Source organism: Planktophila turicensis (SeqCode), from assembly GCF_965234405.1.
In the GTDB taxonomy this organism is placed as follows: domain Bacteria; phylum Actinomycetota; class Actinomycetes; order Nanopelagicales; family Nanopelagicaceae; genus Planktophila; species Planktophila turicensis.
Genome location: NZ_OZ248346.1, coordinates 1,152,357 through 1,175,035, shown reverse-complemented (window position 1 = coordinate 1,175,035; position 22,679 = coordinate 1,152,357). Strand labels below are relative to the sequence as shown.

The 22,679-nt window shown below is 47.8% G+C and carries 22 protein-coding genes and 1 tRNA gene; 12 read left to right on the top strand and 11 right to left on the bottom strand.

The genetic code is table 11. From position 1 onward, the window contains the following. Position 1: 1 nt before the first annotated feature. From nuoL to AC8GFK_RS06095, 4 genes are read left to right on the top strand one after another with little or no spacing between them, the layout of a single operon-like run. The gene (nuoL, locus tag AC8GFK_RS06110; protein WP_506625045.1) at positions 2 to 1,900 is read left to right on the top strand and encodes an NADH-quinone oxidoreductase subunit L; all 1,899 of its coding nucleotides are present in this window, start codon (positions 2 to 4) and stop codon (positions 1,898 to 1,900) included. Continuing rightward, positions 1,897 to 3,414, top strand: coding sequence for an NADH-quinone oxidoreductase subunit M (locus AC8GFK_RS06105; protein WP_095673968.1), 1,518 nt, complete (start codon positions 1,897 to 1,899; stop codon positions 3,412 to 3,414). The genes nuoL and AC8GFK_RS06105 overlap by 4 nt, the downstream gene beginning before the upstream one ends. Continuing rightward, the gene (nuoN, locus tag AC8GFK_RS06100; RefSeq protein WP_506625044.1) at positions 3,415 to 4,932 is read left to right on the top strand and encodes an NADH-quinone oxidoreductase subunit NuoN; all 1,518 of its coding nucleotides are present in this window, start codon (positions 3,415 to 3,417) and stop codon (positions 4,930 to 4,932) included. After that, positions 4,932 to 5,921, top strand: coding sequence for a polyprenyl synthetase family protein (locus tag AC8GFK_RS06095; RefSeq protein ID WP_506625043.1), 990 nt, complete (start codon positions 4,932 to 4,934; stop codon positions 5,919 to 5,921). Before nuoN ends, AC8GFK_RS06095 begins: the two co-directional genes overlap by 1 nt. Here the strand turns inward: AC8GFK_RS06095 and rarD are convergent. Beyond that, the gene (gene rarD, locus AC8GFK_RS06090) at positions 5,889 to 6,791 is read right to left on the bottom strand and encodes an EamA family transporter RarD (RefSeq protein ID WP_506625042.1); all 903 of its coding nucleotides are present in this window, start codon (positions 6,789 to 6,791) and stop codon (positions 5,889 to 5,891) included. The two genes, AC8GFK_RS06095 and rarD, sit on opposite strands and share 33 nt — an antisense overlap. Continuing rightward, complete coding sequence (locus tag AC8GFK_RS06085) at positions 6,792 to 7,280, bottom strand: YajQ family cyclic di-GMP-binding protein (protein ID WP_095673964.1); 489 nt, start codon at positions 7,278 to 7,280, stop codon at positions 6,792 to 6,794. It abuts the gene before it with no gap. A gap of 99 nt (positions 7,281 to 7,379) precedes the next feature. Here AC8GFK_RS06085 and AC8GFK_RS06080 point away from each other — a divergent pair. Continuing rightward, a tRNA-Tyr gene (locus AC8GFK_RS06080) sits at positions 7,380 to 7,464 on the top strand. A gap of 56 nt (positions 7,465 to 7,520) precedes the next feature. On the opposite strand, the gene AC8GFK_RS06075 is transcribed toward AC8GFK_RS06080, so the two are convergent. From AC8GFK_RS06075 to AC8GFK_RS06040, 8 genes are all read right to left on the bottom strand, one after another. Continuing rightward, on the bottom strand, positions 7,521 to 8,537 hold the full coding sequence (locus AC8GFK_RS06075) for an ABC transporter permease (RefSeq protein WP_506625041.1): 1,017 nt from the start codon (positions 8,535 to 8,537) through the stop codon (positions 7,521 to 7,523). Positions 8,538 to 8,556: 19 nt separating this feature from the next. Then, entirely contained in the window at positions 8,557 to 10,080 is a 1,524-nt protein-coding gene (locus AC8GFK_RS06070; RefSeq protein ID WP_506625040.1) for a sugar ABC transporter ATP-binding protein, read from the bottom strand. 117 nt (positions 10,081 to 10,197) lie between these two features. Next, positions 10,198 to 11,196 carry an ABC transporter substrate-binding protein gene (locus tag AC8GFK_RS06065; RefSeq protein ID WP_095673961.1) on the bottom strand — a complete coding sequence of 333 codons (999 nt, stop codon included), beginning with the start codon at positions 11,194 to 11,196 and terminating at the stop codon, positions 10,198 to 10,200. Positions 11,197 to 11,301: 105 nt separating this feature from the next. Further along, positions 11,302 to 12,153 carry an amidohydrolase family protein gene (locus AC8GFK_RS06060; protein ID WP_506625039.1) on the bottom strand — a complete coding sequence of 284 codons (852 nt, stop codon included), beginning with the start codon at positions 12,151 to 12,153 and terminating at the stop codon, positions 11,302 to 11,304. Positions 12,154 to 12,162: 9 nt separating this feature from the next. Continuing rightward, positions 12,163 to 13,065: a 2-hydroxyacid dehydrogenase gene (locus tag AC8GFK_RS06055; RefSeq protein ID WP_506625038.1), complete on the bottom strand. Its 903-nt coding sequence runs from the start codon at positions 13,063 to 13,065 to the stop codon at positions 12,163 to 12,165. Between the two features lie 6 nt (positions 13,066 to 13,071). Continuing rightward, positions 13,072 to 13,914, bottom strand: coding sequence for a fumarylacetoacetate hydrolase family protein (locus AC8GFK_RS06050; RefSeq protein WP_506625037.1), 843 nt, complete (start codon positions 13,912 to 13,914; stop codon positions 13,072 to 13,074). Between the two features lie 12 nt (positions 13,915 to 13,926). Beyond that, the gene (locus AC8GFK_RS06045) at positions 13,927 to 14,256 is read right to left on the bottom strand and encodes an L-rhamnose mutarotase (RefSeq protein ID WP_190276996.1); all 330 of its coding nucleotides are present in this window, start codon (positions 14,254 to 14,256) and stop codon (positions 13,927 to 13,929) included. Further along, positions 14,253 to 15,230 (bottom strand): aldo/keto reductase, encoded by a 978-nt coding sequence (locus AC8GFK_RS06040; protein WP_506625036.1) that lies wholly within the window; start codon positions 15,228 to 15,230, stop codon positions 14,253 to 14,255. The genes AC8GFK_RS06045 and AC8GFK_RS06040 overlap by 4 nt, the downstream gene beginning before the upstream one ends. A 66-nt stretch (positions 15,231 to 15,296) precedes the next feature. On the opposite strand from AC8GFK_RS06040, the gene AC8GFK_RS06035 reads away from it, so the two are divergent. The 6 genes from AC8GFK_RS06035 to AC8GFK_RS06010 all read left to right on the top strand — a co-directional run bounded on the left by AC8GFK_RS06035 (position 15,297) and on the right by AC8GFK_RS06010 (position 21,050). Next, entirely contained in the window at positions 15,297 to 16,595 is a 1,299-nt protein-coding gene (locus AC8GFK_RS06035; RefSeq protein WP_506625035.1) for an enolase C-terminal domain-like protein, read from the top strand. Continuing rightward, positions 16,595 to 17,329 carry an SDR family NAD(P)-dependent oxidoreductase gene (locus AC8GFK_RS06030; protein ID WP_506625034.1) on the top strand — a complete coding sequence of 245 codons (735 nt, stop codon included), beginning with the start codon at positions 16,595 to 16,597 and terminating at the stop codon, positions 17,327 to 17,329. Before AC8GFK_RS06035 ends, AC8GFK_RS06030 begins: the two co-directional genes overlap by 1 nt. A 13-nt stretch (positions 17,330 to 17,342) precedes the next feature. Then, the gene (msrB, locus tag AC8GFK_RS06025) at positions 17,343 to 17,744 is read left to right on the top strand and encodes a peptide-methionine (R)-S-oxide reductase MsrB (RefSeq protein WP_506625033.1); all 402 of its coding nucleotides are present in this window, start codon (positions 17,343 to 17,345) and stop codon (positions 17,742 to 17,744) included. A 147-nt stretch (positions 17,745 to 17,891) separates the two neighbouring features. Further along, on the top strand, positions 17,892 to 19,202 hold the full coding sequence (locus AC8GFK_RS06020) for an ABC transporter substrate-binding protein (protein WP_095673953.1): 1,311 nt from the start codon (positions 17,892 to 17,894) through the stop codon (positions 19,200 to 19,202). 52 nt (positions 19,203 to 19,254) lie between these two features. Further along, on the top strand, positions 19,255 to 20,166 hold the full coding sequence (locus tag AC8GFK_RS06015) for a carbohydrate ABC transporter permease (RefSeq protein ID WP_506625032.1): 912 nt from the start codon (positions 19,255 to 19,257) through the stop codon (positions 20,164 to 20,166). Then, entirely contained in the window at positions 20,163 to 21,050 is an 888-nt protein-coding gene (locus AC8GFK_RS06010) for a carbohydrate ABC transporter permease (protein WP_506625031.1), read from the top strand. Before AC8GFK_RS06015 ends, AC8GFK_RS06010 begins: the two co-directional genes overlap by 4 nt. Before the next feature lie 16 nt (positions 21,051 to 21,066). On the opposite strand, the gene AC8GFK_RS06005 is transcribed toward AC8GFK_RS06010, so the two are convergent. Beyond that, positions 21,067 to 21,471, bottom strand: a complete 405-nt coding sequence (locus tag AC8GFK_RS06005; RefSeq protein ID WP_506625030.1) for a CoA-binding protein — start codon at positions 21,469 to 21,471, stop codon at positions 21,067 to 21,069. 34 nt (positions 21,472 to 21,505) lie between these two features. Here AC8GFK_RS06005 and AC8GFK_RS06000 point away from each other — a divergent pair, with 34 nt between their 5' ends. Then, positions 21,506 to 22,678, top strand: a complete 1,173-nt coding sequence (locus AC8GFK_RS06000) for an FUSC family protein (RefSeq protein WP_506625029.1) — start codon at positions 21,506 to 21,508, stop codon at positions 22,676 to 22,678. Position 22,679: the final 1 nt, after the last annotated feature.

Genomic DNA, 22,679 nt, shown 5'->3' with positions numbered 1-22,679 from the left:
CATGACTACATCAACTTCACTCGTGTACTTGATCGCACTTCCGCTATTTGGTGCAACTGTTCTGCTTCTTGCCGGACGTCGTTCAGATAAGTGGGGACACCTTCTAGCAACAGCTATGTCAGCAAGCTCATTTGCTGTTGGTCTGTACCAGCTCTCTTTGATGCTCGATCGCCCAACCGAAGAGCGCGCTGTATCTCAGAAGCTCTTTAACTGGATCAACGTCGGTACTTTCAATGTCGATGCGGGCCTCCTCTTAGATCAGCTCTCCATCTGCTTCGTTCTTCTTATTACAGGCGTCGGAACACTGATTCATATCTACTCAATTTCCTATATGTCACACGATCCAAACCGTCGTCGCTTCTTCGCATATCTCAACCTCTTTATTGCAGCGATGCTCCTCTTGGTTCTTGGCGATTCTTATCTCAACCTCTATGTCGGCTGGGAAGGCGTAGGTCTTGCGTCATACCTCTTGATTGGTTTCTGGAACCAGAAGCCGGCATATGCCACCGCATCAAAGAAGGCATTTGTGATGAACCGCGTCGGAGATATGGGGCTTTCATTTGCCATCATGATCTCTTTTGCAGCTCTTGGAACAGTGACTTTTGATGGCGTTGAAGAAGCATCACATACAGCTTCTAAGGCAGCACTTACTGCGATTGGAATTATGTTGCTAGTAGCAGCGGCCGGAAAGTCTGCGCAATTCCCATTGCAGGCATGGCTTGGAGATGCGATGGCAGGTCCAACACCTGTATCCGCACTTATCCACGCAGCGACCATGGTTACAGCAGGCGTCTATCTGATTGTCCGATCAAACTTCATCTTTGATGCTGCGCCAACAGCGCAACTTCTTGTTGTTATCGTCGGTGCAATCACACTTATGTTTGGTGCACTTGTCGGTACTGCCAAAGATGACATTAAGAAAGCTCTCGCAGCTTCAACAATGTCTCAGATTGGCTACATGATTCTTGGTGCAGGCCTTGGACCAGCTGGTTATGCATTTGCAATCATGCACTTGCTAACACACGGCTTCTTTAAGGCAGGAATGTTCCTGGGTGCGGGGTCGGTCATGCACGGCATGAATGATCAAGTAGATATGCGTCGCTACGGTGCGCTGCGTAAATTCATGCCAATTACATTCATCACCTTCGGTCTTGGTTACTTAGCAATCATCGGTGTTCCACCATTTGCTGGTTTCTACTCAAAGGATTTGATTATTGAAACTGCATTTAATGCAGGTGGACTCAAGGGAATCATCCTTGGTTCAACCACACTTATCGGTGCAGCAATCACGGCTTTCTACATGACCCGCGTCATGGTTCTTACATTCACAAGTAAAGAGCGCTGGGAAGATAATCAGCATCCACACGAATCTCCAGTGTTGATGTGGCTTCCAATGGCAATTCTTGCAATTGGGTCAGTGACATCTGGAATTCTCTTTACTCGCGGTGATGCACTCGCAAACTGGCTCAACCCAGTATTTGGCGAACACGGCGAAGGACATGCTGAAGAGCATCTCTTCGAGCCAATTGTTGTTTCAGCGATGGCTCTTACTGCAGTCGCAATTGGCGTTGCTATTGCACTTGCTAAGTATCAATTCAGCAAGGTTGATGCTGTTGCTCCGCAGAACGTTTCAATCTTTACTCGCATTGCACGTAAGGACCTTATGCAGGATTCATTTAACGAAGCTGTATTTATGCGTCCAGGACAGGCACTTACCAGCCTGCTCGTAAAGGCAGATGAAAGTGTTGTCGATGGCGCTGTTCGTGGCGTTGGGCGTACAGCTCTTGGAACTGGCGCTGTACTTCGTCAGACACAGACAGGGTTTGCACGAAGCTACGCAGCCTTGATTCTCATCGGCGCGATTGCCTTAATCGCTGGAATTTGGGTGGTGACACAATGAACGCAATAACAAGCATGATGTTGCTTCCTCTGCTCGGATCCCTTCTCATTGCAGTGATTCCAAGTGATCAAGTTCTTCGCGTTAAGCAGGCGGCTCTAGGCACAACTTTGCTCGTTGCCATCTCTGCAGTATTGGCTTGGTTTAAATTTGATTCAGCAAATACTGCTTTCCAATTCGTTCAATCAACTCCATGGATTCCATCATTCGGAATTAGCTATGCAGTCGGAGTCGATGGACTTTCACTCGTATTGATTTTGATGTCTGTGCTTCTTGCTCCAATCGTTGTTCTTGCTGGATGGAATGAATCTGAAGGTGGACGCTGGTCTGCCAAGGTCTTCTACATTCTTATCCTCGTACTTGAAACAATGATGATCGGCGTCTTTGCAGCCACAGATGTATTCCTCTTCTACGTCTTCTTCGAAGCGATGCTCATCCCTGTCTACTTCCTTATCGGTGGATATGGCAGTGGAGAACGCGCAGCAGCAGCCGTGAAGTTCTTGCTCTACAGCCTCTTTGGTGGACTTCTTATGTTGGCCTCAATCATTGGCCTCTATGTCATCTCAGGTGCAAATGGCGGACATACATTCGACATTACAAAGCTCTCTGAGATGCATAACTACATGAGCTCTACGACTCAGAATCTTCTCTTCCTTGGCTTCTTCATCGCCTTTGCAATCAAGGCGCCGGTCTGGCCACTACACACATGGTTGCCAGATGCAGCAGCATCAGCAACTCCTGGAACATCAGTCTTGCTTCTCGGTGTGCTCGATAAGGTCGGAACATTCGGAATGATCCGCTTCTGTCTTGCTCTATTCCCTGATGCATCCAAGACATTCACACCAATCATCTTGGTCTTAGCCGTCATTTCTATTCTTTATGGCGCATTCCTTGCCATCGGTGCTCGCGATATTAAGCGTTTAATCGCTTACACATCGATCTCGCACTTCGGATTTATCACTATGGGAATCTTCGCAATGACCACTCAGGGCCATAGCGGTGCAACTCTCTATATGTTTAACCACGGATTCTCAACAGCTGCACTATTCCTCGTTGCTGGATGGATGATTTCTCGACGTGGCTCTTCAACAATCGCTGACTTTGGTGGTTTGCAACGAGTAACTCCAGTGATGGCATGGTCTTTCTTTATCGCTGGAATGTCTTCACTCGCACTTCCTGGACTTTCTAGCTTCGTGAGCGAGTTCCTTGTTCTTGTCGGTACCTACACTCGCTATCCAGTGGCTGCAATTATCGCGACCTTCGGAATTGTTCTCGCTGCGCTCTACATCTTGATTCCTGTGCAGAAGGCGCTTCACGGACCAACAACACCAGGAAATGAGAACCTTCCTGATCTCAACATCCGCGAGAAGGTTGCAATCGCTCCGGTGATCGCAGTGATTGTGGCGCTCGGTTTCTATCCAGCGCCGCTTCTTAACGTTATTAATCCCGCATCAGCTCATGTCATTGAATCTCAAGGATTTACTGATCCAGTTCCATCAGAGAGTGCAGGCAAGTAAATGCAATTTATAGCGCCAGTTCTTAACTACGCACAGCTTGCACCGATTCTGATCGTGCTTGCTGGTGCGCTTATCGGAGTCTTGATTGAAGCTTTTGCTCCACGCGCTTCTCGTCATAACGCACAACTCTTTATTACCGTCGGCTCCCTCGTTGCATCATTTGCAGCGCTTATGCGAGTACGCACACAGTCTTCTGTCGATGCAGCGATGGGATCGGTTGCCTTTGATGGCGCCGGAGTCCTACTTCAGGCATCAATTCTTATCCTTGCTCTCTTGTCAGTATTTCTGATTGCTGATCAAGAAAACTTCACAGCTCTTCCTGCCGCTGTTCCAGGATCTGAAGAAGAACGTCAATCACTTCAACTCGACCTTCGCGTCACTGAAGTATTCCCACTCACACTTTTTGCAGTAGCTGGAATGATGCTCTTCCCGGTTGCAACTGATCTGATCACACTATTTGTAGCCCTAGAAGTACTTTCACTTCCGCTCTATCTCATGGCTGGCCTTTCACGCCGTCGCCGTCTGATGTCACAAGAGTCAGCGCTGAAGTACTTCCTTCTTGGTGCGTTCTCATCTGCATTCTTCCTCTTTGGCGCTGCTTATCTCTATGGGTACTCAGGCACCATCACCTTCTCAGGAATTCAAGCAAGCGTCGTAGGCGGTTCAGGAAACGATGTATTCCTTCTTCTAGGAATCGCATTTATCTCTGTCGGTCTTCTCTTTAAAGTCGGAGCAGTTCCATTCCACGCGTGGTCACCCGATGTTTATCAAGGTGCACCAACTGCAATTACAGGCTTCATGGCAGCTGCGACAAAGGTTGCTGCATTTGGCGCAATCCTTCGCATCTTCTATGTCTCATTCGCTAATGCTGAATGGTCTTGGAAGCCTGCATTTGTAGTGATTGCAATCATCACCATGGCCTTTGGATCTGTTGTTGCAATTACACAGCGCGATGTAAAGCGCATGCTTGCCTACTCATCTATTGCACACGCTGGTTTCTTGCTCGCAGGTGTTATCTCACTGAGCAAGTCAGGCCTTAACTCCTCAATCTTCTACCTATTCGCATACGGAATTGCGACGCTAGGTGCCTTTGCTGTGGTCACACTTATTCGTGATTCAGCTGGAGAAGTTACCGACCTCAACCGCTGGAGCGGTCTTGGAAAGCGCTCTCCTCTAGTGGCTTTAGTCTTTGCACTCTTCTTGCTCGCATTTGCCGGAATTCCTTTGACATCAGGATTTATCGGAAAGTTCTCAATCTTCTCAGCAGCGTATGAAAGCGGAAGCACTGCGATCCTTATCTCGGGCGTGCTCTCATCCGCCATTGCAGCCTTCTTCTATATCCGCGTTATCGTCCTTATGTTCTTCAAGGATCCAGTTGAAGATGGCACAAGCGTTGTGATTCCATCAGGTCTAACAACAATTACTATTGCGGTCACTTCAGCTGTGACTCTCATTCTCGGAGTCTTCCCAGCGCCGCTAATTGACTTCATTGAATCCTATGCATTCTTTATCCGCTAATGTCGAAACTAGGAATTCCTGGCTTAGCTCCAGAACTTGAGGCAGAACTTACAGAAGGCATGGCTCGCGTTGAGAGCCTTCTTCTAAGCCATATTCAAGGCGATTACCCACTTGTTGAAGAGACTTCACGTCACCTCGTTGCAGCAGGCGGAAAGCGCCTCAGACCTTTACTGACCCTTCTTGCTTCCCATTACGGTGATAAGAATAAGTTCGGAGTTATCGAATCTGCAGTGGTCTGCGAACTTACCCACGTTGCAACTCTCTATCACGATGATGTGATGGATGAAGCGAAGTTACGTCGCGGAGTAGAAAGTGCAAATAGTCGCTGGGGAAATACTGTTGCGATCCTTACTGGCGACTACCTCTTCGCAAAAGTATCTGCACTCCTTGCAGATATCGGACCTGAAGCAGTTCGCCTGCAGGCATCAACTTTTGAACGTCTTGTTATCGGACAGATTATGGAAACCCAAGGTCCGCGCAACGGCGAAGACCCACTCGAGCACTACCTCGGAGTTGTTGCAGATAAGACAGGATCACTCATCGCCGCCAGCGCCCGCTTTGGAGCAATGGTTTCAGGAGCGCCAGCTGAAGTAAAAGAGACGCTTACAGTCTTTGGCGAAAAGATTGGTATCGCATTCCAGTTAGCTGATGACGTTATTGATATTGCAAGTGAGTCACACCAATCAGGTAAGACCCCGGGTACAGATCTACGTGAAGGTGTTCCTACTTTGGTGACGCTCAATGTCATGAAGTCGACCAACGCCTCAGATAGAGAGCTTATTGAGCTTCTGAAGGCGCCAATCAAGGATGAAGTTGTTGTTGCTCAGGTGCTAAATCAACTTCGTACGCACCAGGCGCTAGAACAATCGCGCGAACAGTTACAACAAATTGCTCGTGATGCTCGTACCGCTTTGGGGCCACTACCTGTTAATGATGTAACAGGTGCGCTCTTCTCGCTATGCGATGCGATTATCGACCGCTCTGCTTGATCTGACTAGGTCGGTAGCTAAAGCGGCGAGTGCAAACCAAATCACGATAAAACCAATCCATCGAGCAGTCGGCATATCTTCGTGGCGAAGCCATACTCCAATAGAGAATTGAATCGTTGGAGTGATGTATTGAAGCAAACCGATGGTGCTGTACGGCAGGCGAGTAGTGGAGCCATTAAATAAGAGAAGCGGAATGGCAGTTACAGCGCCTGCGCTGATGAGCAGAATGGTGAGTAGAGGCTTATGGCCAAACTGACCTGTTCCTTGCTGACCGAGATAAATAATGTAAGCAGCGTATGGAATGAAAGAGATGAGTGTTTCGATAGCGAGGCCTTCAAGCGCACCCAAGTTGAGCTTCTTCTTCACTAGGCCATAGCTACCCCATGAGAGTGCAAGTGAAATTGCGACCCAGGGGAGTCGGCCGTAATCGATTGTGAGAACGAGAACTCCGACTGCAGCGATACCAACTGCTACCCATTGCAGAGGGCGCATTTTTTCACGAAGGAGCATGACTCCGAAAGCGATAATGATGAGTGGATTGATGTAATAACCAAGCGCCGCTTCGACAACATGTCCGTGGTTAACGGCCCAGATATAGGTAATCCAGTTGATGGAGACGAGGATTGTGCTTAGCAGTAAAGCTGCCATCGTCTTTGGATTCTTCATCACAGCAAGAGTCGCGTGAATCTGTTTAGTTAATGCAAGCACGATGAGGCAGAAGACCAGAGTCCAGACAGCACGATGCGAAACAATTTCGAGAGGGTTGGCTGGTTCGAGAAGCGGCCAGTAAAGAGGAAAGAGCCCCCACATAATGTAGGAGCTAAATCCAAAGAGAAGTCCTAGCGAATACTCGCTGCGCTTGCTTGTCACTTAGCGGAAGTTAACAAATTGAACAGCAAATTCAAATTTGCCATTCTTAATCTGCTCGATCGCTTCCTGCAGATCATCGCGGCTCTTTGAAGTCACGCGAAGTTCATCGCCTTGAATCTGAGTCTTAATTGATTTAGGACCTTCATCGCGAAGGAACTTTGCAATCTTCTTGGCATTCTCTGTTGTAATGCCTTCCTTCATTGTTGAAGCAATCTTGTAGATCTTTCCTGAAAGTTGTGGTTCGCCGGCATCGAGGTGCTTGAGAGAAACTCCGCGCTTAATTAACTTATCTTTGACAACATCAAGAGTTGCCTTTGCGCGCTCTTCGGTATCGGCTTCGATGGCTAGCTTGTCGCCAGAGAGTTCAATCTTGGCCCCGGTGTTCTTAAAGTCGAAGCGGGTGTCGATCTCGCGGATAGCCTGGTTAATTGCGTTATCAAGCTCCATGCGGTCGATCTTTGAGACTACGTCAAAACTGCTATCAGCCATTGTCTTTTTAGGCCCTCTCGTGTGATTTTTAAAGTTCCAGTGCCTAAGGTATCGTTTGCCGCTCGCACTACCAAAGCGCCGCAACACTTGTTCGACCCTGGCGGGTTGCCCGAGCGGCCAATGGGAGGGGACTGTAAATCCCCCGGCTCTGCCTTCGAAGGTTCAAATCCTTCACCCGCCACCAGCAATAAAAATCCCCCTCACAACAAATGCGAGGGGGATTTCTTATGTAACTACAAATTAATGCGTGGATTCGCCTGCGCGACGACGACGGACGTTATCTCCATAGACTGCAAGGAGGATAACTGCGCCTACAACCACGTACTGCCATTCTTGCTGGAGTTCGAGGATACGAAGTCCGTTAATCAGAACAGCCATGATCAAAGCACCAATGATGGTTCCGGAGATAGTTCCCTTTCCACCTAGAAGTGAAGTTCCGCCGATGATGACCGCTGCAATCGCTTCAAGTTCATAGCCAAGACCGAGATCTGGCTGAGCAGAACCAAGACGAGATGTCATGACAACTGCTGAGAGACCTACGAAGAATCCGCAGAGTGCGTAGATAGCGATGAGCCAACGGTCGACCTTTACACCTGAGAGCTTGGTTGCTTCGCTATTAGAGCCGATTGCGAATGTGTAGCGGCCAAGAACTGTCTTATTCAAGATGATTGAAGCGACGATTGCCGCAACGAGAAGAATAAGAACCGCGTTAGGCAGGTTAGGGATGATATTTCCTTGAGCGATTGAATCCCAACCCTTTACATCTGTAGTGAAGAGAATTGGCTTGAGGTCAGAGATGATCAGAGCCAAGCCCTGTGCACCCTTCATCGTTGCAAGAGTTGCAATGAATGGAGGCAACTTAAGAACTGTAATCAGAACTCCGTTGATGGCACCGAGGATGGTTCCAACGAGAACACCAAGGAGGATTCCGCTCCAGACGTTGAGGTTCATTGCCATCACTGTCTTACCGGTAATAACACCGACGAGAGCCATGGAAGTTCCGACAGAGAGGTCGATACCGCCTGTGATGATGACGAAGGTGACACCGATCGCCATCAAACCAATAACAGTTGTCGACATCAAGATTCCGCCTGAGACGTTTGCCCATGAGGCAAAGACAGGGCGCATGATGGCGAAGAAGGTAAAGATGACGACGAGGCTAGCAAGTGCTGTTACTCGACCGATTTCTCGGCGGATGAAGGCTGCAACCTTGTTGGTGCCTTCTGCCTTTGCGCCTGCGTTAGTTACTTCTGACATTGCTCTCTCTTTTCCCTTACTAGTTAACTGTCGTTAAAGTGTCGCTGAACTTGGTGGCAAGTCCCATGATGATGTTCTGATCTGCATCCTTATTGTCGATGATGCCGGTGAGGCGACCATCGCACATGACCGCGATGCGATCTGAAAGGCGTAGTACTTCAGGAAGCTCTGATGAAATCATGATGATTGACTTACCTTCTTCAGCTAGCGAAGTAAGCAAGCGGTAAATCTCATCCTTTGCACCGACATCGATTCCACGTGTTGGCTCATCAAATATCAATACATCGCAGTTACGGGTGAGCCACTTTGCAATAACCACCTTCTGCTGATTTCCGCCAGAGAGGTTTTTGAGGAACTGGCGCTCTGAAGGTGTACGAACTCGTAGCTGAGCGATTGAATCGCGAGCGATTCCGGCAGCTGACTTCACCTTGAGGAAACCGAACTTATTTGAGAAGCGAGGAATCGAGGAGAGAATCACGTTAAAGGTGACGTCCTGGTTGAGTAGAAGGCCATAACGCTTGCGATCTTCTGAGAGATAACCAATTCCGGCAGCTACTGCATCCGATGGCTGCTTGATGGAAACTTCTTTTCCATGCAAAGTAATTGTTCCGGCTGACTTTGGATCTGCGCCCATGATTGCTCGAGCCAATTCGGTACGACCTGCGCCCATGAGGCCTGCGAAGCCAAGGATCTCGCCCTTACGAAGATCGAATGAGACATCCTTAAGAAGATTGCGATCTGAAACGTTTTCGACCTTGAGAACGATTTCTGTGCCGATCTTGCGGTTTTCAGGGCGCTGATCTTGTGCAACCTTGCGACCCACCATAAGAGAGATGACTTCAGGAATATCTGTTTCAGATGTCTTCAGAGTCTTTACATACTCGCCATCGCGCAGAACAGTGATGCGGTCTGTGATCTTTTCAAGTTCTTCCAGGCGGTGTGAAATATATACAACACCTTTGCCAGCGGCCTTGAGCGATTCAATAATCTTAAAGAGAGCATCAGTCTCAGCAGGTGTCAGAGATGATGTTGGTTCGTCCATAATGATGACAGAACCGCGGTAGGAAACTGCCTTTGCGATTTCCACCATCTGTTGCTTTGCGATGGTGAGCTCGCCGACGATATCGGTTGGGTTGAGCGCTAGGCCAAGTTCAGCAAGGAGCTTGGTGGCTTCAGAATTTAGCTTTGGGTTATTGAGAAAGACGCGACCTGGGCGGCGATCTTCACGCCCGATAAAGATATTTTCTGCGACAGTCAGGTGAGGCATCAAGTTGAGTTCTTGGTGGATGATGCTGATTCCGAGCTTCTGCGCTTCAAAAGGATTTGGAATTGTTACTGAATTGCCACGGTAAATGATTTCGCCAGAGTCCTTCTTGTAAATTCCAGAAAGAATCTTCATAAGCGTTGACTTGCCAGCACCGTTTTCGCCAACAATTGCGTGAACTTCGCCCTCGTTGAGATCGAACTGCACATTATTAAGTGCCTTAACACCCGGGAACTCTTTGCTTACGCCAGAGAGTGATAAGAGTTGTGCTGAAGCCATTATTTTCACCTTATATCTAGATGTTCGATGAACTTATTTACTTAAGAATAAAGCATGGTGGCCGAGATTGCTCCCGGCCACCATGCCTCAATTCCTTACCAATGAGTCGAAATCGACTTATTCGTAGAGGTTACCAGCGATCTTTGGATCGGTGATGTTCTTCTTATCGTAGTAGTAGAAACCTGTATCGATAAGGTTCTTTGGAACTGTCTTGTTACGTACGTAGTTAACGAGAGCTTCGACAGTCTTTGCACCGATACCCATTGGGCTCTGTGTGATTGCACCTGACTGGAGACCAGACTTGATGTTTGCCATCTGCTGCTTTCCTGAGTCGAATCCGATCAACTTAACTGCGCCATTCTTAAGCTTTGCAGCCTTGAATGCCTGTCCAGCGCCGATTGATACACCTTCGTTAGTTCCGTAGACACCCTTGAGGTCCTTGTTAGCAACGAGTGATGCTGAAACGATTTCCTGTGCCTTGAGAGCATCTCCACCTTCAGCGTACTGAGGTGTAAGGAGCTTGATGCCCTTGTACTTTGCCTTGATGCGGTTGATAAATCCGTTTGCACGGTCGATACCTGTCTGGTTTGTCTGTGAGTGACCAACGACAAGAACCTTGCCCTTGTTGCCAACCAACTTAGCCATCCAGTCTGCAGCGAGTGCGCCAGCAGCTGTTGAGTTTGTGTATGCAACGCCAAGTGCGCAGTCAGAGTTTGGTCCTAGTGCAGGAACTCCACCTTCACAGCTTGCAGCTGTATCGAACATGTACACAGGAATGCCTGCTGCCTTAGCTGCCTTGAGCTTTGGAAGTGACTGTGTTGTACCAAGTGCTGCGTAACCGATTGCATCTGGCTTAAGTGCAATTGCTGCATCAAGCATTTCGAGCTGCTTATCGATCATTGTTTCTGCTGCTGGACCAACGAAGTGAATTTCTGCATTCATCTTCTTAGCCTGATCTTCAGCACCCTTCTTTACTGCCTGCCAAAATTGGTGTGTTTCGCCCTTTGAGATCAATTCGATCTTGAGAGTCTTATCTGCTGCAGCTACTGGACCTGTTGTTCCAGCTACTAGCGCCAGTGCTGCAACTGCAGCAACTGTCATTAGACCTTTCTTCATTTATATCTCCTTCAAAAGCAGCCGAATTGCTGTGTGGGAATCTTATGTCGGCAAGGGGTAGCACTCAATAGGAAGGGGGTATTTACCGAGCGGTAAAGCCAATCGTTACAGCTTCGTTATCTTGTATGCAGAAATCGCATTTTCTAGCCAGAAAAGTTCATTTTCCGTTTCCGAAAACTTTGCTGTCAGGCTCTCGGCTAGGTGAACCACCTCTGAATAACTAGAGGCGGCCAATAGGGCGACCGGCCAGTCCGAGCCGAACATCAGGCGCTGTGGGGTGAAGCTAGCAATGATGTGATCGACGTAAGGGGCGAAGTCACTGGTCTGCCAAGTGTTCCACTTTGCTTCTGTCACCATTCCGGAAATCTTGCAGGAGACATTTTCGAAAGCAGCAAGTTCTGAGATCAGAGATTTCCAGGGTTCAATTTCTTCTTTTGCAATGTACGGCTTTGAAATATGGTCGAGAACAAATTGCACATTAGGGCAAGCTTTCACTAATTCAATTGCCGCTTTGAGTTCTGGAGTCTTGGTAAGAATGTCATAGGTCAAACCCATCTTGCCCAGTTGTTGCACAGTGGCAATCGATTGTGGCTTGGCTAGATAATTGGAATCTGGAAGATCCTGTGCAACGTCGCGGATACCTTTGAGGTAGCTGGCGCCAGGTGCTTGCAAGTATTTTTCGCAATCCGCGATTGCATCGGATGAATCAATTTGCAGCCAGCCAACCACGCCAACAATTGTTGGGTCTGTTTCTGCAAGAGCCAACAATTCATACGTCTCATCATTGGTAGTTGTTGCATGAACAAGGATTGTTCTTTCAATTTTGGTTCCAGAGATCGCACTGCGTAGATCATCGGCGAGAAAGTTCCGACGGACAGAATCCATTCCATCGCCGACCATCCACTCTTGAGGACGAATAGATAAATCCCATAGGTGGTGATGCGAATCGATTCTCATGGTTGAAAATTAACCTTGTGCAACAACATGTTCAAGAGGCTTTCCCGCTGCATGTAGCTTGAGCTGAGATTCAATCAGCGCTCTTCCGCGAGGTTCAAAAGCTTCCGAATTTCCACCAATGTGAGGAACTATCTGTACATTCTTTGCGCTCCAGAGCGGATGATCCGATGGAAGTGGCTCTGGGTCAGTTACGTCGAGAGCTGCAAAGATACGTCCTGAGTTAAGTTCCTTAACGAGGGCGTCTGTATCTACTACAGGGCCGCGCGCAACGTTGATAAGTAGCGCCCCGTCCTTCATCTTGGAAAGTCTCTCAGCGTTGAAGAGATGGCGTGAAGAATCTGAGAGAGGAAGAATCAAAATCACGATGTCGAGCTGCGGAAGATGGCTATCTAGCTGATCAATAGTGAGTGAACCATCGCGGCCCGATTGCGTGAAGGCGGTGATGGATACTTCAAAGCCAGAAAGGTTCTGAGCAATCTTCTTACCGATAGAACCGAAACCAACAATTCCGATTTTGCTATCTGAAAGTGCAGCGGTTCGATGATGGCTCCAGTTACCTGCTATTTGCTCGCGCATAAATTCTGGAAATCCGCGACGGGAAGAGATTGCTAAACCGACTGCGAGCTCTGCAGTGGAAGCATCATGGACACCGCGAGCATTGCAGAGTGTGATTCCTGGTCGCAGATAGGCAAGTGCATCGTCATATCCAGCATTGAGCATCTGCAAGATCTTGAGGTTAGGCATTTGCGCTGCATAAGAAAGCGCTTTTGCGCCTCCCATATATAGAGGTACGTAGAAATCAATTTCTGATAGATCAGATGAATCAAGTGGAAAGTTCTCGGGGGAGAGCAAGGTAATTCCTGGCGGCGCAACAAGGTCGGGCCATTGGGTCCATACCTTCACCGTTGACACAGTTAATTACCTTTCAGGAATAACTACGACTGGGTTTGAAAGAATTCCAACGCCCGCGACATCGATTTCGACGATATCTCCGGCAGCGAGTGCGATATCCATCGGTGGAACGATTCCGGTTCCTGTCGAAAGAATGAGACCGTGTGGGAAGTCTTGGCACCTAAAGACGTAATTAACTAAATCTTCAAGTGTGCGATTAAGTGCACCAAGAGATGTCTCTGCTTCCCAGACCAATGTAGATCCACGAAGAATCTTCGCCTTGATACTCATCTCTTTAGCAGCAGGAGCCAGCCAAGCGGGAGTGATATCTGGGCCAATTGCAGTTGAACCGATGTAAATCTTTGCCTGAGAAAGATAGAGCGGATTCTCGCCTTCGATTGAGCGAGCAGTGACATCGTTACAGATGGCGTAACCAATAATTTCGCGATGCTTATTTATATAAATAGCTACTTCTGGTTCAGGTACAGATGCTTCGCTGTCATAGCGAATGCCGATTGGCGCAGCAGTTCCGCGCGCACGCACAGCAGTTGATTTGAAGAATAGCTCGGGGCGATCTGCTTCATAGACACGTTGATAAACGTCTGGGACGCCGCTCTCTTCTTTACGTGCATCGCGTGAACGCAAGTAAGTAACGCCTGCGCCCCAAAGTTCAATTTCAGAGGCGATAGGTGCTGCAAGCTCTCCGGATACTTCAGCACCTGCGCTAGCAGTACGTGCCTTGAGTTCTTCGAGAGTGAGATGCATAGCCTCGGTCAGAGTTGGAAGCCCATCAACTAATTTGTGAACTCCATTAACGGTGACTGCAAACTGGTACTGAGAATCTTTTGTTTTAAGTACTGAGAATTTCATTGCAATCCTTCGTTAGTCGAGGTGGAAGTTCTGGTGAAGGGTATGCCACCACTCGCCATCGCGCGCCTCGGAAACCTGTACCTGCATTGGAGCAGTGATCTTCCACCAATTCTGGGTCTCAGGATCTGCGGCAATGAGAGCCATATCTGCTTCGTAATCCGTGCCTGTGTACTCCATATATGCGAAGAGCAAATTCTCGTAACGGAAAATTGAGTAATTCTGGATATTGGCACGCTTGAGCGTTGCTGCAACTGTTGGCCAGATATTTTCGTGAATACGTTCGTACTCTGCAATTTCCTCTGGCTTAATTCCGATTACTTGGCCGATGCGTTTGATTGTCATACAGCCAACTTCGCAATCAAGCCTGCATCTTCAAGTTCGGTCCAGAGATTATCTGGAAGTTTGTGCTCAAAGTTTTCGATATTTACTTCGAGCTCATTGCAGGTGCGTGGACCAACAATGACAGTTGTTACAGCTGGGTGGCGCAATGGATATTGAAGCGCTGCAGCAAGAAGAGGTACATCGCGCTCCTTTAGGAAATCGCAGATTGCCTTAGCTCGAGCGATGATTTCATCAGAAGCAGGAAGGTAGTTATAAGTAGCACCAGCAACGGGATTAGCCAGTACGCCAGAGTTAAGGACTCCACCCATAGAGATATCAATATTATTTTTGAGCGCATATGGAAAGAGTTCATTTTGTGCGACTTGATCAAGCAGAGTAAATCGGCCGGCAATAAGAGCGATGTCGAGATCAGTGCCCTTCATGATTTCAAGTGCAGGTTCGACATAGTTCATACCGAGGCCAATAGCTTTAATGAGTCCTTGCGCACGAAGGTCAGCTAGAACAGGAAATGCATTCTCTGTAGCTTCTTTGATGTAATCCTCGGCATCGTGCATCAAGACAATATCAATATGTGGAAGCCCTAATCGCTCGAGGCTCTCTTCAAATGCTTGCTTGATTCCATCTTTGGAATAGTCATAAATAGGGACGATATTTCGCGGCGCATCGGGGAACCATTGCTCTGGCTCGACACCTTCAACATAACGAAGAACGCGACCGACCTTGGTCTCGATAACAAAAGGCTTGGAAGTCTTTTGAAGCGCTTTACCTACGCGCATTTCAGCAACTCCATGGCCATATTGCGGCGCAGTGTCGAAGTAGTTGATGCCTAGATCGAGAGCAGTATTGAGAAGATCTTCGCCATCTTCATCGGTAACAGATTTAAATAATCCACCGAGAGGAGCAGTACCTAACCCCATACGAGTTACTTCAAGATTTGAACGCTTTAATTTAACTTTTTCGCTATACCGCGCCATAAATTCATCATATATGATTTTGTAGTTCAAGCGAAGAGTCAGTTTTCAAACAAGTAAAGGGATGTCATGCCTAAAGTAACTGGATTTAAAACTGTAGATGTTCGATTCCCAACTTCACGCGGTCTCGATGGTTCCGATGCAATGAATAAGGAGCCAGATTATTCGGCTGCTCTTCTCATCCTTGAAACAGATGACCCTTCGCTACAAGGTCACGGCTTTGTCTTTACATGCGGCCGCGGAAATGATTTGCAGTGCGACATGATTGCGCAGCTTGCACCATATGCAATTGGTCGCGAAGTTGCAGATCTCGCAACCAGCATGGGCGACTTCGCTCGTAGCTTGGTTCGCGATTCACAGATTCGCTGGCTCGGACCAGAAAAGGGCGTCACTCAAATGGCTGCCGGTGCAGTTGTTAACGCTGCTTGGGATCTTGTTACAAAGCATGCCAAGAAGCCTCTCTGGAAGTTCCTCTCTGATCTGACACCAGAGCAGATTGTTGAACTCGTAGATTTCCGTTACATCACTGATGCGCTTACTCCTGCTGAAGCACTTGAAATTCTTCGCAAAGCAGAACCACAGCGAGCCGCAAATGAAGCAAAGCTTCGCTCTGAAGGACTTCCTGCATATACAACCACTCCAGGATGGCTCGGATATAGCGACGAGAAGATGGTCCGCCTTGCAAAGGAAGCAGTTGCTGACGGTTACACACTTATTAAATTGAAGTGCGGTGGCTCTCTTGAAGATGACAAGCGTCGTCTACGTCTTGCACGCGAAGCTGTCGGCCCAGATATCAAGATTGCTATCGATGCAAACCAGGTATGGGATGTAAATCAAGCAATCGAATGGATTAAGGGAATTGGCGATGTCAACCTTCACTGGGTTGAAGAACCAACAAACCCAGATGATGTTCTTGGCCATGCAGCGATTGCAAAGGCGATTGCACCGGTACGAGTTGCTACTGGTGAACACGGAATGAACCGCATCCTCTTTAAGCAGATGCTTCAGGCGAAGTCATTCTCATTTATGCAGATTGATGCAACTCGTGTTGCTGGCGTTAACGAGAACATTGCCAACATCTTGATGGCTGCAAAGTTTGGAGTCCCTGTGTGTCCTCACGCAGGTGGAGTCGGACTCTGCGAACTCGTTCAGCACCTTGCAATGTTTGATGCGGTCGCTGTTACTGGCCATCATGATGGACGTGTTGTCGAATTCGTCGATCACTTGCACGAACACTTTGTTGTTCCAACAAATATTCAGAATGCGTATTACATGCCTCCTGTTGATCCAGGCACTGGCGGAGAAATGCATGCGCAGTCAATTGCTGACTTCACATTCCCACATGGAAAAGAATGGGCAAACGCTTAATGTCTGAATTCAAAGGTCTCACTGCAGCTGTAACCGGCGCCGGTTCTGGCATCGGACTCGCAACTGCAAAGATGCTTGCTGATGGTGGAGCCACTGTCATTGGTTTAGATATTGCTGAAGGCGGTCTTGCTGGCGTTGGTCAGTGGATTCAATGCGATGTCAGCGATGATGCATCAGTCGAAGCTGCCTTTGCCAAGATTCCACAACTAGACATTCTTATCAATAGCGCTGCAATTAGCGCTGTAGGCAATGTTGAGTCCAATCCATCTGATGAGTGGAACAAGGTCATGAATATCAACGTTGTAGGAATTGTTCGTACAGCGCGATATTCACTTCCGCTTCTTCGCAAGAGCAAGTGCGCATCAATCGTTAATGTCTGTTCCGTTGCTGCAACTGCAGGTATTCCAAAGCGCGCGCTTTATAGCTCGACAAAGGGCGCAGTACTTTCACTCACGATGGCGATGGCGAATGATTATGTTGCCGAAGGAATTCGCGTGAACTGCGTCAATCCAGGGACTGCAGATACTCCATGGGTGCAACGCTTATTGGCACAAGCTGCTGATCCAGAAGCGGAGCGCAAAGCACTTGAAGCTCGTCAACCACTAGGACGACTTGTCAGCGCCGATGAAGTTGCACGCGCACTCTGTTATCTCGCAAGTCCGTTGCAGGGATCAACTACTGCAACTTCTCTTGCAGTAGATGGCGGAATGCAAGGGCTACGAATTCCTCGTTAGGAGTTTTTAGAACATGAGCGCTATCAACGAAGAAGAACTTAAGGCTCGACTAGATCCGCTTTCCTATGCAGTTCTGCGCGAAGGTGCAACGGAACGTCCATTTACTGGTGAATATACCGACACAGATAAAGTCGGAAGTTATCGTTGCAAGGCATGTGGCAATGAACTGTTCAAATCTGAAACAAAATTTCACTCTGGATGCGGATGGCCATCTTTCTACGCCCCAACTGCGGGCGATGCCGTAAAGCTGATTGAAGATCGCTCTCTCGCGCCACGAATCCGAACCGAAGTTCGCTGCTCTAGGTGCGACTCCCACCTCGGCCATGTCTTCTCTGGCGAGGGTTATGACGTCCCAACTGATGAGCGCTGGTGCATCAATTCGGTGGCTTTATACCTAGAAGAGAAGCCGGCCTAACCCCCACCCCCTCAATCTTTACCAATTCGTTACCCGAACTTCCTAGGCTCAACACCCCCGCTACCCCTAGATTCAGCACGTCGAAGATTTGTGCACCCTCACAGATCGAGGCTCGTTGAAATTTCAACCTTAGAGAAAAGGACGAAAATGTCAGAAGAGAAGAACGTAGTTTCTCGCCGCTCAGTACTCAAGGGCGCAGCAATCGGTGGAGCAGCACTTGCAACCGGTAGCGCACTCACAGCAGAGTCTGCAAGCGCAGCGACAAGATTGAAGGGCAGCACAGTCAAGTGGACAACACGTGGCGGTGGTGCAACAGGAGACAAGATTGCTAAGGCTGTAAACGATGCCTTCACAAAGAAGACCGGTGCAAAGGTTGTTGCTCAGCAAGTCAACTCAGATGACTTCCAGAATAACTTCGCACAGATCATGCAGGGATCACCTGATGATGCATTCGGTTGGATGGCTGGATACCGCTCAAACCACTTCGGTGAAAGGGGCCTTCTTGCTGATCTCACACGTGAAATCAACCGTTTGAAGACATCACTTCCAACAGCTGCAATCAAGGGTGCAACAAGCCCAGTATCAAAGAAGCCTTACATCCTTCCAACAACTTACTACCCATGGGCTTTGCACTACCGCAAGTCAATGGTTAAGGAAATTGGAATGAACCCAGAAAAGATTGATACCTGGGATGACTTCGTTAAGTTGATGACTCTTACACAGAAGAAGGGTCTTGTTGGATACTCACTCGGCGCAAAGGGCGGCTGGGAAGCAATGGGTACATTCGACATTCTTAACGCACGCGTCAACGGCTACAAGTACCACATCGACCTTCTTAACGGTCGCGCAAAGTGGACAGATGCTCGCACAAAGGAAACATTCAAGTACTTCGCACAGCTCATCCCATTCATGAACGAAAACGTCATGGATATTTCATGGGATGGCATGCGCGATCTTCTTCTTCAGAAGAAGACAGGCGCGATGATGATGGGTTCATGGTTCGCTAACGACTTCAAGGCGAAGTCGCAGGCAGATTACGACGATCTATGGGTCGTTCCATTCCCAGAAATCAACCCTAAGTTCGGTATCGACACAATTGATGCACCACTTGATGGTATTTCAGTTGCTGCAAACGGTAAGAACGTAGCGGGCGGAAAGGCACTTGCTGAATTCTGGGCATCACCAGAAGGTATTAAGGAAGCAATCAAGGCTGGAGATACAAACATTTATGTATCGAAGTCATTTGATACTTCTTCATACGATGCATTCAACAAGCAGAAGCTTGCTGTTCTCGGTTCAGCGAAGAACATCATGTTCTTCTTGGATCGCGATGCTCGTGGAGACTTTGCTGGTCCAGTTGTTGGTCCAGCTATCCAAAGCTTCATCAAGAAGCCTTCAGATATCAACAAGATCCTCGAGAACGTACAAGCACAATGGGATGCACTTCCAAAGAACTAATTAATTAATGACTTCGGTTGTTAAATAGTTAAATCGATAGTAAGATAAAGACATGAAGACGGCGGCTACGGATAAGAAAATTCGTAGCCGCCGTACTCTTTCCAAAACAGATCGCTTTACACTCGCGACATTTGTTGGAATTCCAACACTTCTCCAAATTATTCTTCTCTGGGTACCAGCAGTTGTAACGATTATTCTCTCGTTTACATATTGGAACGGAATCCGCCTTAAGGATATTCAGTGGGCTGGAATTCAGAACTATAAGAATATTTTTGTAAATAACCCACTTTTTTATCAGGCGCTGAAGAACAACGGAATTTGGCTCGCCTTCTTCGTGCTGATTGCAACGCCACTCGGAATCATGTTGGCGTATCAGATTGATCGCGGCATCAAGGGTCACGCTTTCTACGAATCTATTTATTACTTACCTGTTGTTCTCTCACTAGCCGTCATCGGAATCATCTGGAACTTTATGTTGCAACCAGGGGGTTTCGTACAGGGCCTTATGGGTCGCGATATTGGTAACGCAATCTCTATTTATGGTGACCCCAAAATCAATACTTGGGTCATCCTTGGAATCGCATCGTGGCGACATATTGGCTACATCATGCTTCTCTATTTATCAGGTCTGAAATCTGTTGATCCAGCGCTCAAAGAAGCTGCAGCTATCGATGGTGCAACCGAATGGCAGATCTTCCGAAAGATCATTTTGCCAACGATGCAGCCTGTAAACATCATCATCGTGGTCATTACCTTGATCGAATCTCTCCGAGCATTCGACTTGGTTTACATCATCTACGGAAGCCCAACAATCTTCCCATTGCTCAACCTCTTGGTTTTCCAGAACTTCGCTGGTCAGGGAATCTCTATGAAGGGCGCTGCCTACGCGGTAATCCTTCTCCTTCTCTGCATCGTCCCAATCATCACTTATCTTCGAATTAGCTTCAAAGAGGATCTCAAATGAGCACCGGTGTAGTTCAGAGCGAGCAGTATCGCAATAGCCAGAAGCGTAAAGACACCGTCATTTCAATCTTCATCGGAATTTTTGCTTTTGTCTGGATCTTCCCAATCCTCTGGACTGTGTGGACATCACTTCGTCCATACAACGACATTATTTCTTACGGTATTTTCTCTTGGCCACGTCGTCTTACTTTTGATAATTACATCAACGCCGTACAAGAAATGGAAATTGGTAAGTACCTCCTGAACTCACTTATCGTGACAGTTCCATCAGTGATCTTGACCTTATTCTTCGGTTCACTTGTTGCCTTCGTCGTAACTCGCTACCAATATAAATTTAATCTCACACTCCTCCTGCTCTTCACAGCCGGAAATATGCTCCCAATCGTTCTTACCTACATCCCAGTCTTCTGGATGTTTATCTGGGTCGGCGAACTATTTGGTAACCGTAACTTGTTGTACAACAACTACGGTGGCTTGATTCTGGTCCACGTCGGCTTCCAAGTCGGTTTTGCAACCTTCGTGCTCTCTTCTTACATGAAGACGATTCCAAAAGAGATTTCTGAATCAGCAACTATCGATGGCGCGAATGTATTCCGCCATTACTGGAACGTCATCTTGCCGCTATTGCGTCCAGCTTTAGCTGCGCTAAGCGTTCTTATGACAACTTGGATTTACAACGAGTTCTTCTGGGCGTTGGTATTGATGTCCGATGACTCAAAGCGCCCAATTACGTCAGCGCTACGTCGTTTGCAAGGTCAATATGTCACAGACTTCAACTTGTTGGCAGCCGGAGCAATCATTGCGGCCGCGCCTACTGTGATTATGTTCTTTATATTGCGTAAGCAATTTATCGCAGGGCTTACTCTCGGTTCTACAAAGGGTTAATTCTCAAGAAGATTAGCTATAACACTGCATAATCAATTTTGATACAGCGATCCATTACAACTGTTAGACCTGCAGCATTTCCAGCAATTTCCACCTCAGGGACAGAGATTCCAAGCTGTAACCAAATCGAACTTGCACCGATTTCGATGCTCTCAGCCAATACTTCCGGGCAATCGGCAGGCTTACGAAATACATCCACGATATCTATATGGTCGGGTATCTCTTTAAGTGACTTATAAACCTTCTTGCCTAAAACCTCATCAAGAAGTGGATTCACAAAAAAGATTTCATAATGAGAATTCTCAAGTAAGTATTGGGCGACACCATAGCTTGGTCGATCTGGCTTATCCGATATCCCCACGATTGCGACAGATTTCGACTCTCTGAGAAGTTTTGAGATTTCTACTGCGTTGAGAGCCATGCGCTCATCCTAGTGAGGCGTAAACTCGCTCTCAATGTTAAAACGATTTCTGAGGCTATTTACCAACCGCAAGCAATGGGTCCGTCAGATTGCCGTCGCTGGTTTATCAGGCGGCGTGGCTTGGTTTATCGGCGACTCAGTAGTTGAAGGCGGGGGAGTCGTCGCTGCAATTGTTTCAACTCTCAGTATTCGAATCTCACTGCATAAATCAATCCGTGAGGGTTTCGGCCAGATCGTCGGCACTGCTATTGGTGCCGGAACGGCGCTACTAGCTGTCTCTATCTTTGACTTTGGATTCATCGCAATTGCAACCACCATTATTCTCTGCGCAGTTGTGGCCCGTGCATTGCATCTTGGCGAAGTTGCATCGGTCAACGTTCCCGTTACAGCCTTGATTGTTATTGGTCCAGGTATCTCACAAACTACTGCTGCACATCGTCTTGGTTCCACATTAATCGGCGCCGCTGTCGCAATCGTCTTCTCATATTTTTCTCATCCAAAGACTCCAGCTGATCGTGCGCGTGAGCAGATTGCTCGGGTGAGCAAGAAGGCCGCAGAATTACTTGCAGAAATGTCCGAGGGCGTAGCTGCTGGCTATACGCAGAAAGACGCTGGTCAATGGTTAGCTTCAGCTCGACTTCTTGTTGAAGAAGTTCCAGCAATTAGATCTCAATCTGTTGAAGCTCGAAGTCATGCACGTTGGTTTCCCACTGCGGAAAAAGATGTTGCCGAAGAGCTCTACATTGAAGGCATAGCTGCCGAGCACACACTCGTACAGGTTCGAACCATTGCAAGAACTCTCTTTGATTCAGCAGTAGAAGGTGGAATTGCTGATTCAACAAAGAAGCAGATTGCTGTCGCACTTTCCGCCGCAAGTTATGCAATCTCTGCTCATGTTGAGTTACCTGATGACATTAATGATTTCTCTTCTTCTCCAACCGATGATGCTCGCGAGGCGGGATCTGCCTTAGCCGAGACCCTGATTGAAGATGGAAAAGATGTAGATCAAGAGCAGATCGTCCGAGGGCTTTCAATTGTTGCAAATATTGGAATCATCGCCGACTCCTTAGATCAGAACTCGCCTGCTCTTAAGGATGTGATCACGCCTGATGAACCAGCGAAAGATAAAGTCATAAAGGTCGCCCCTTCCAAGCAGGTTGCTGGCCTCTGGGGCAGGCTCCGAAAGGCGCTCAGAAAGTACTTCTAGC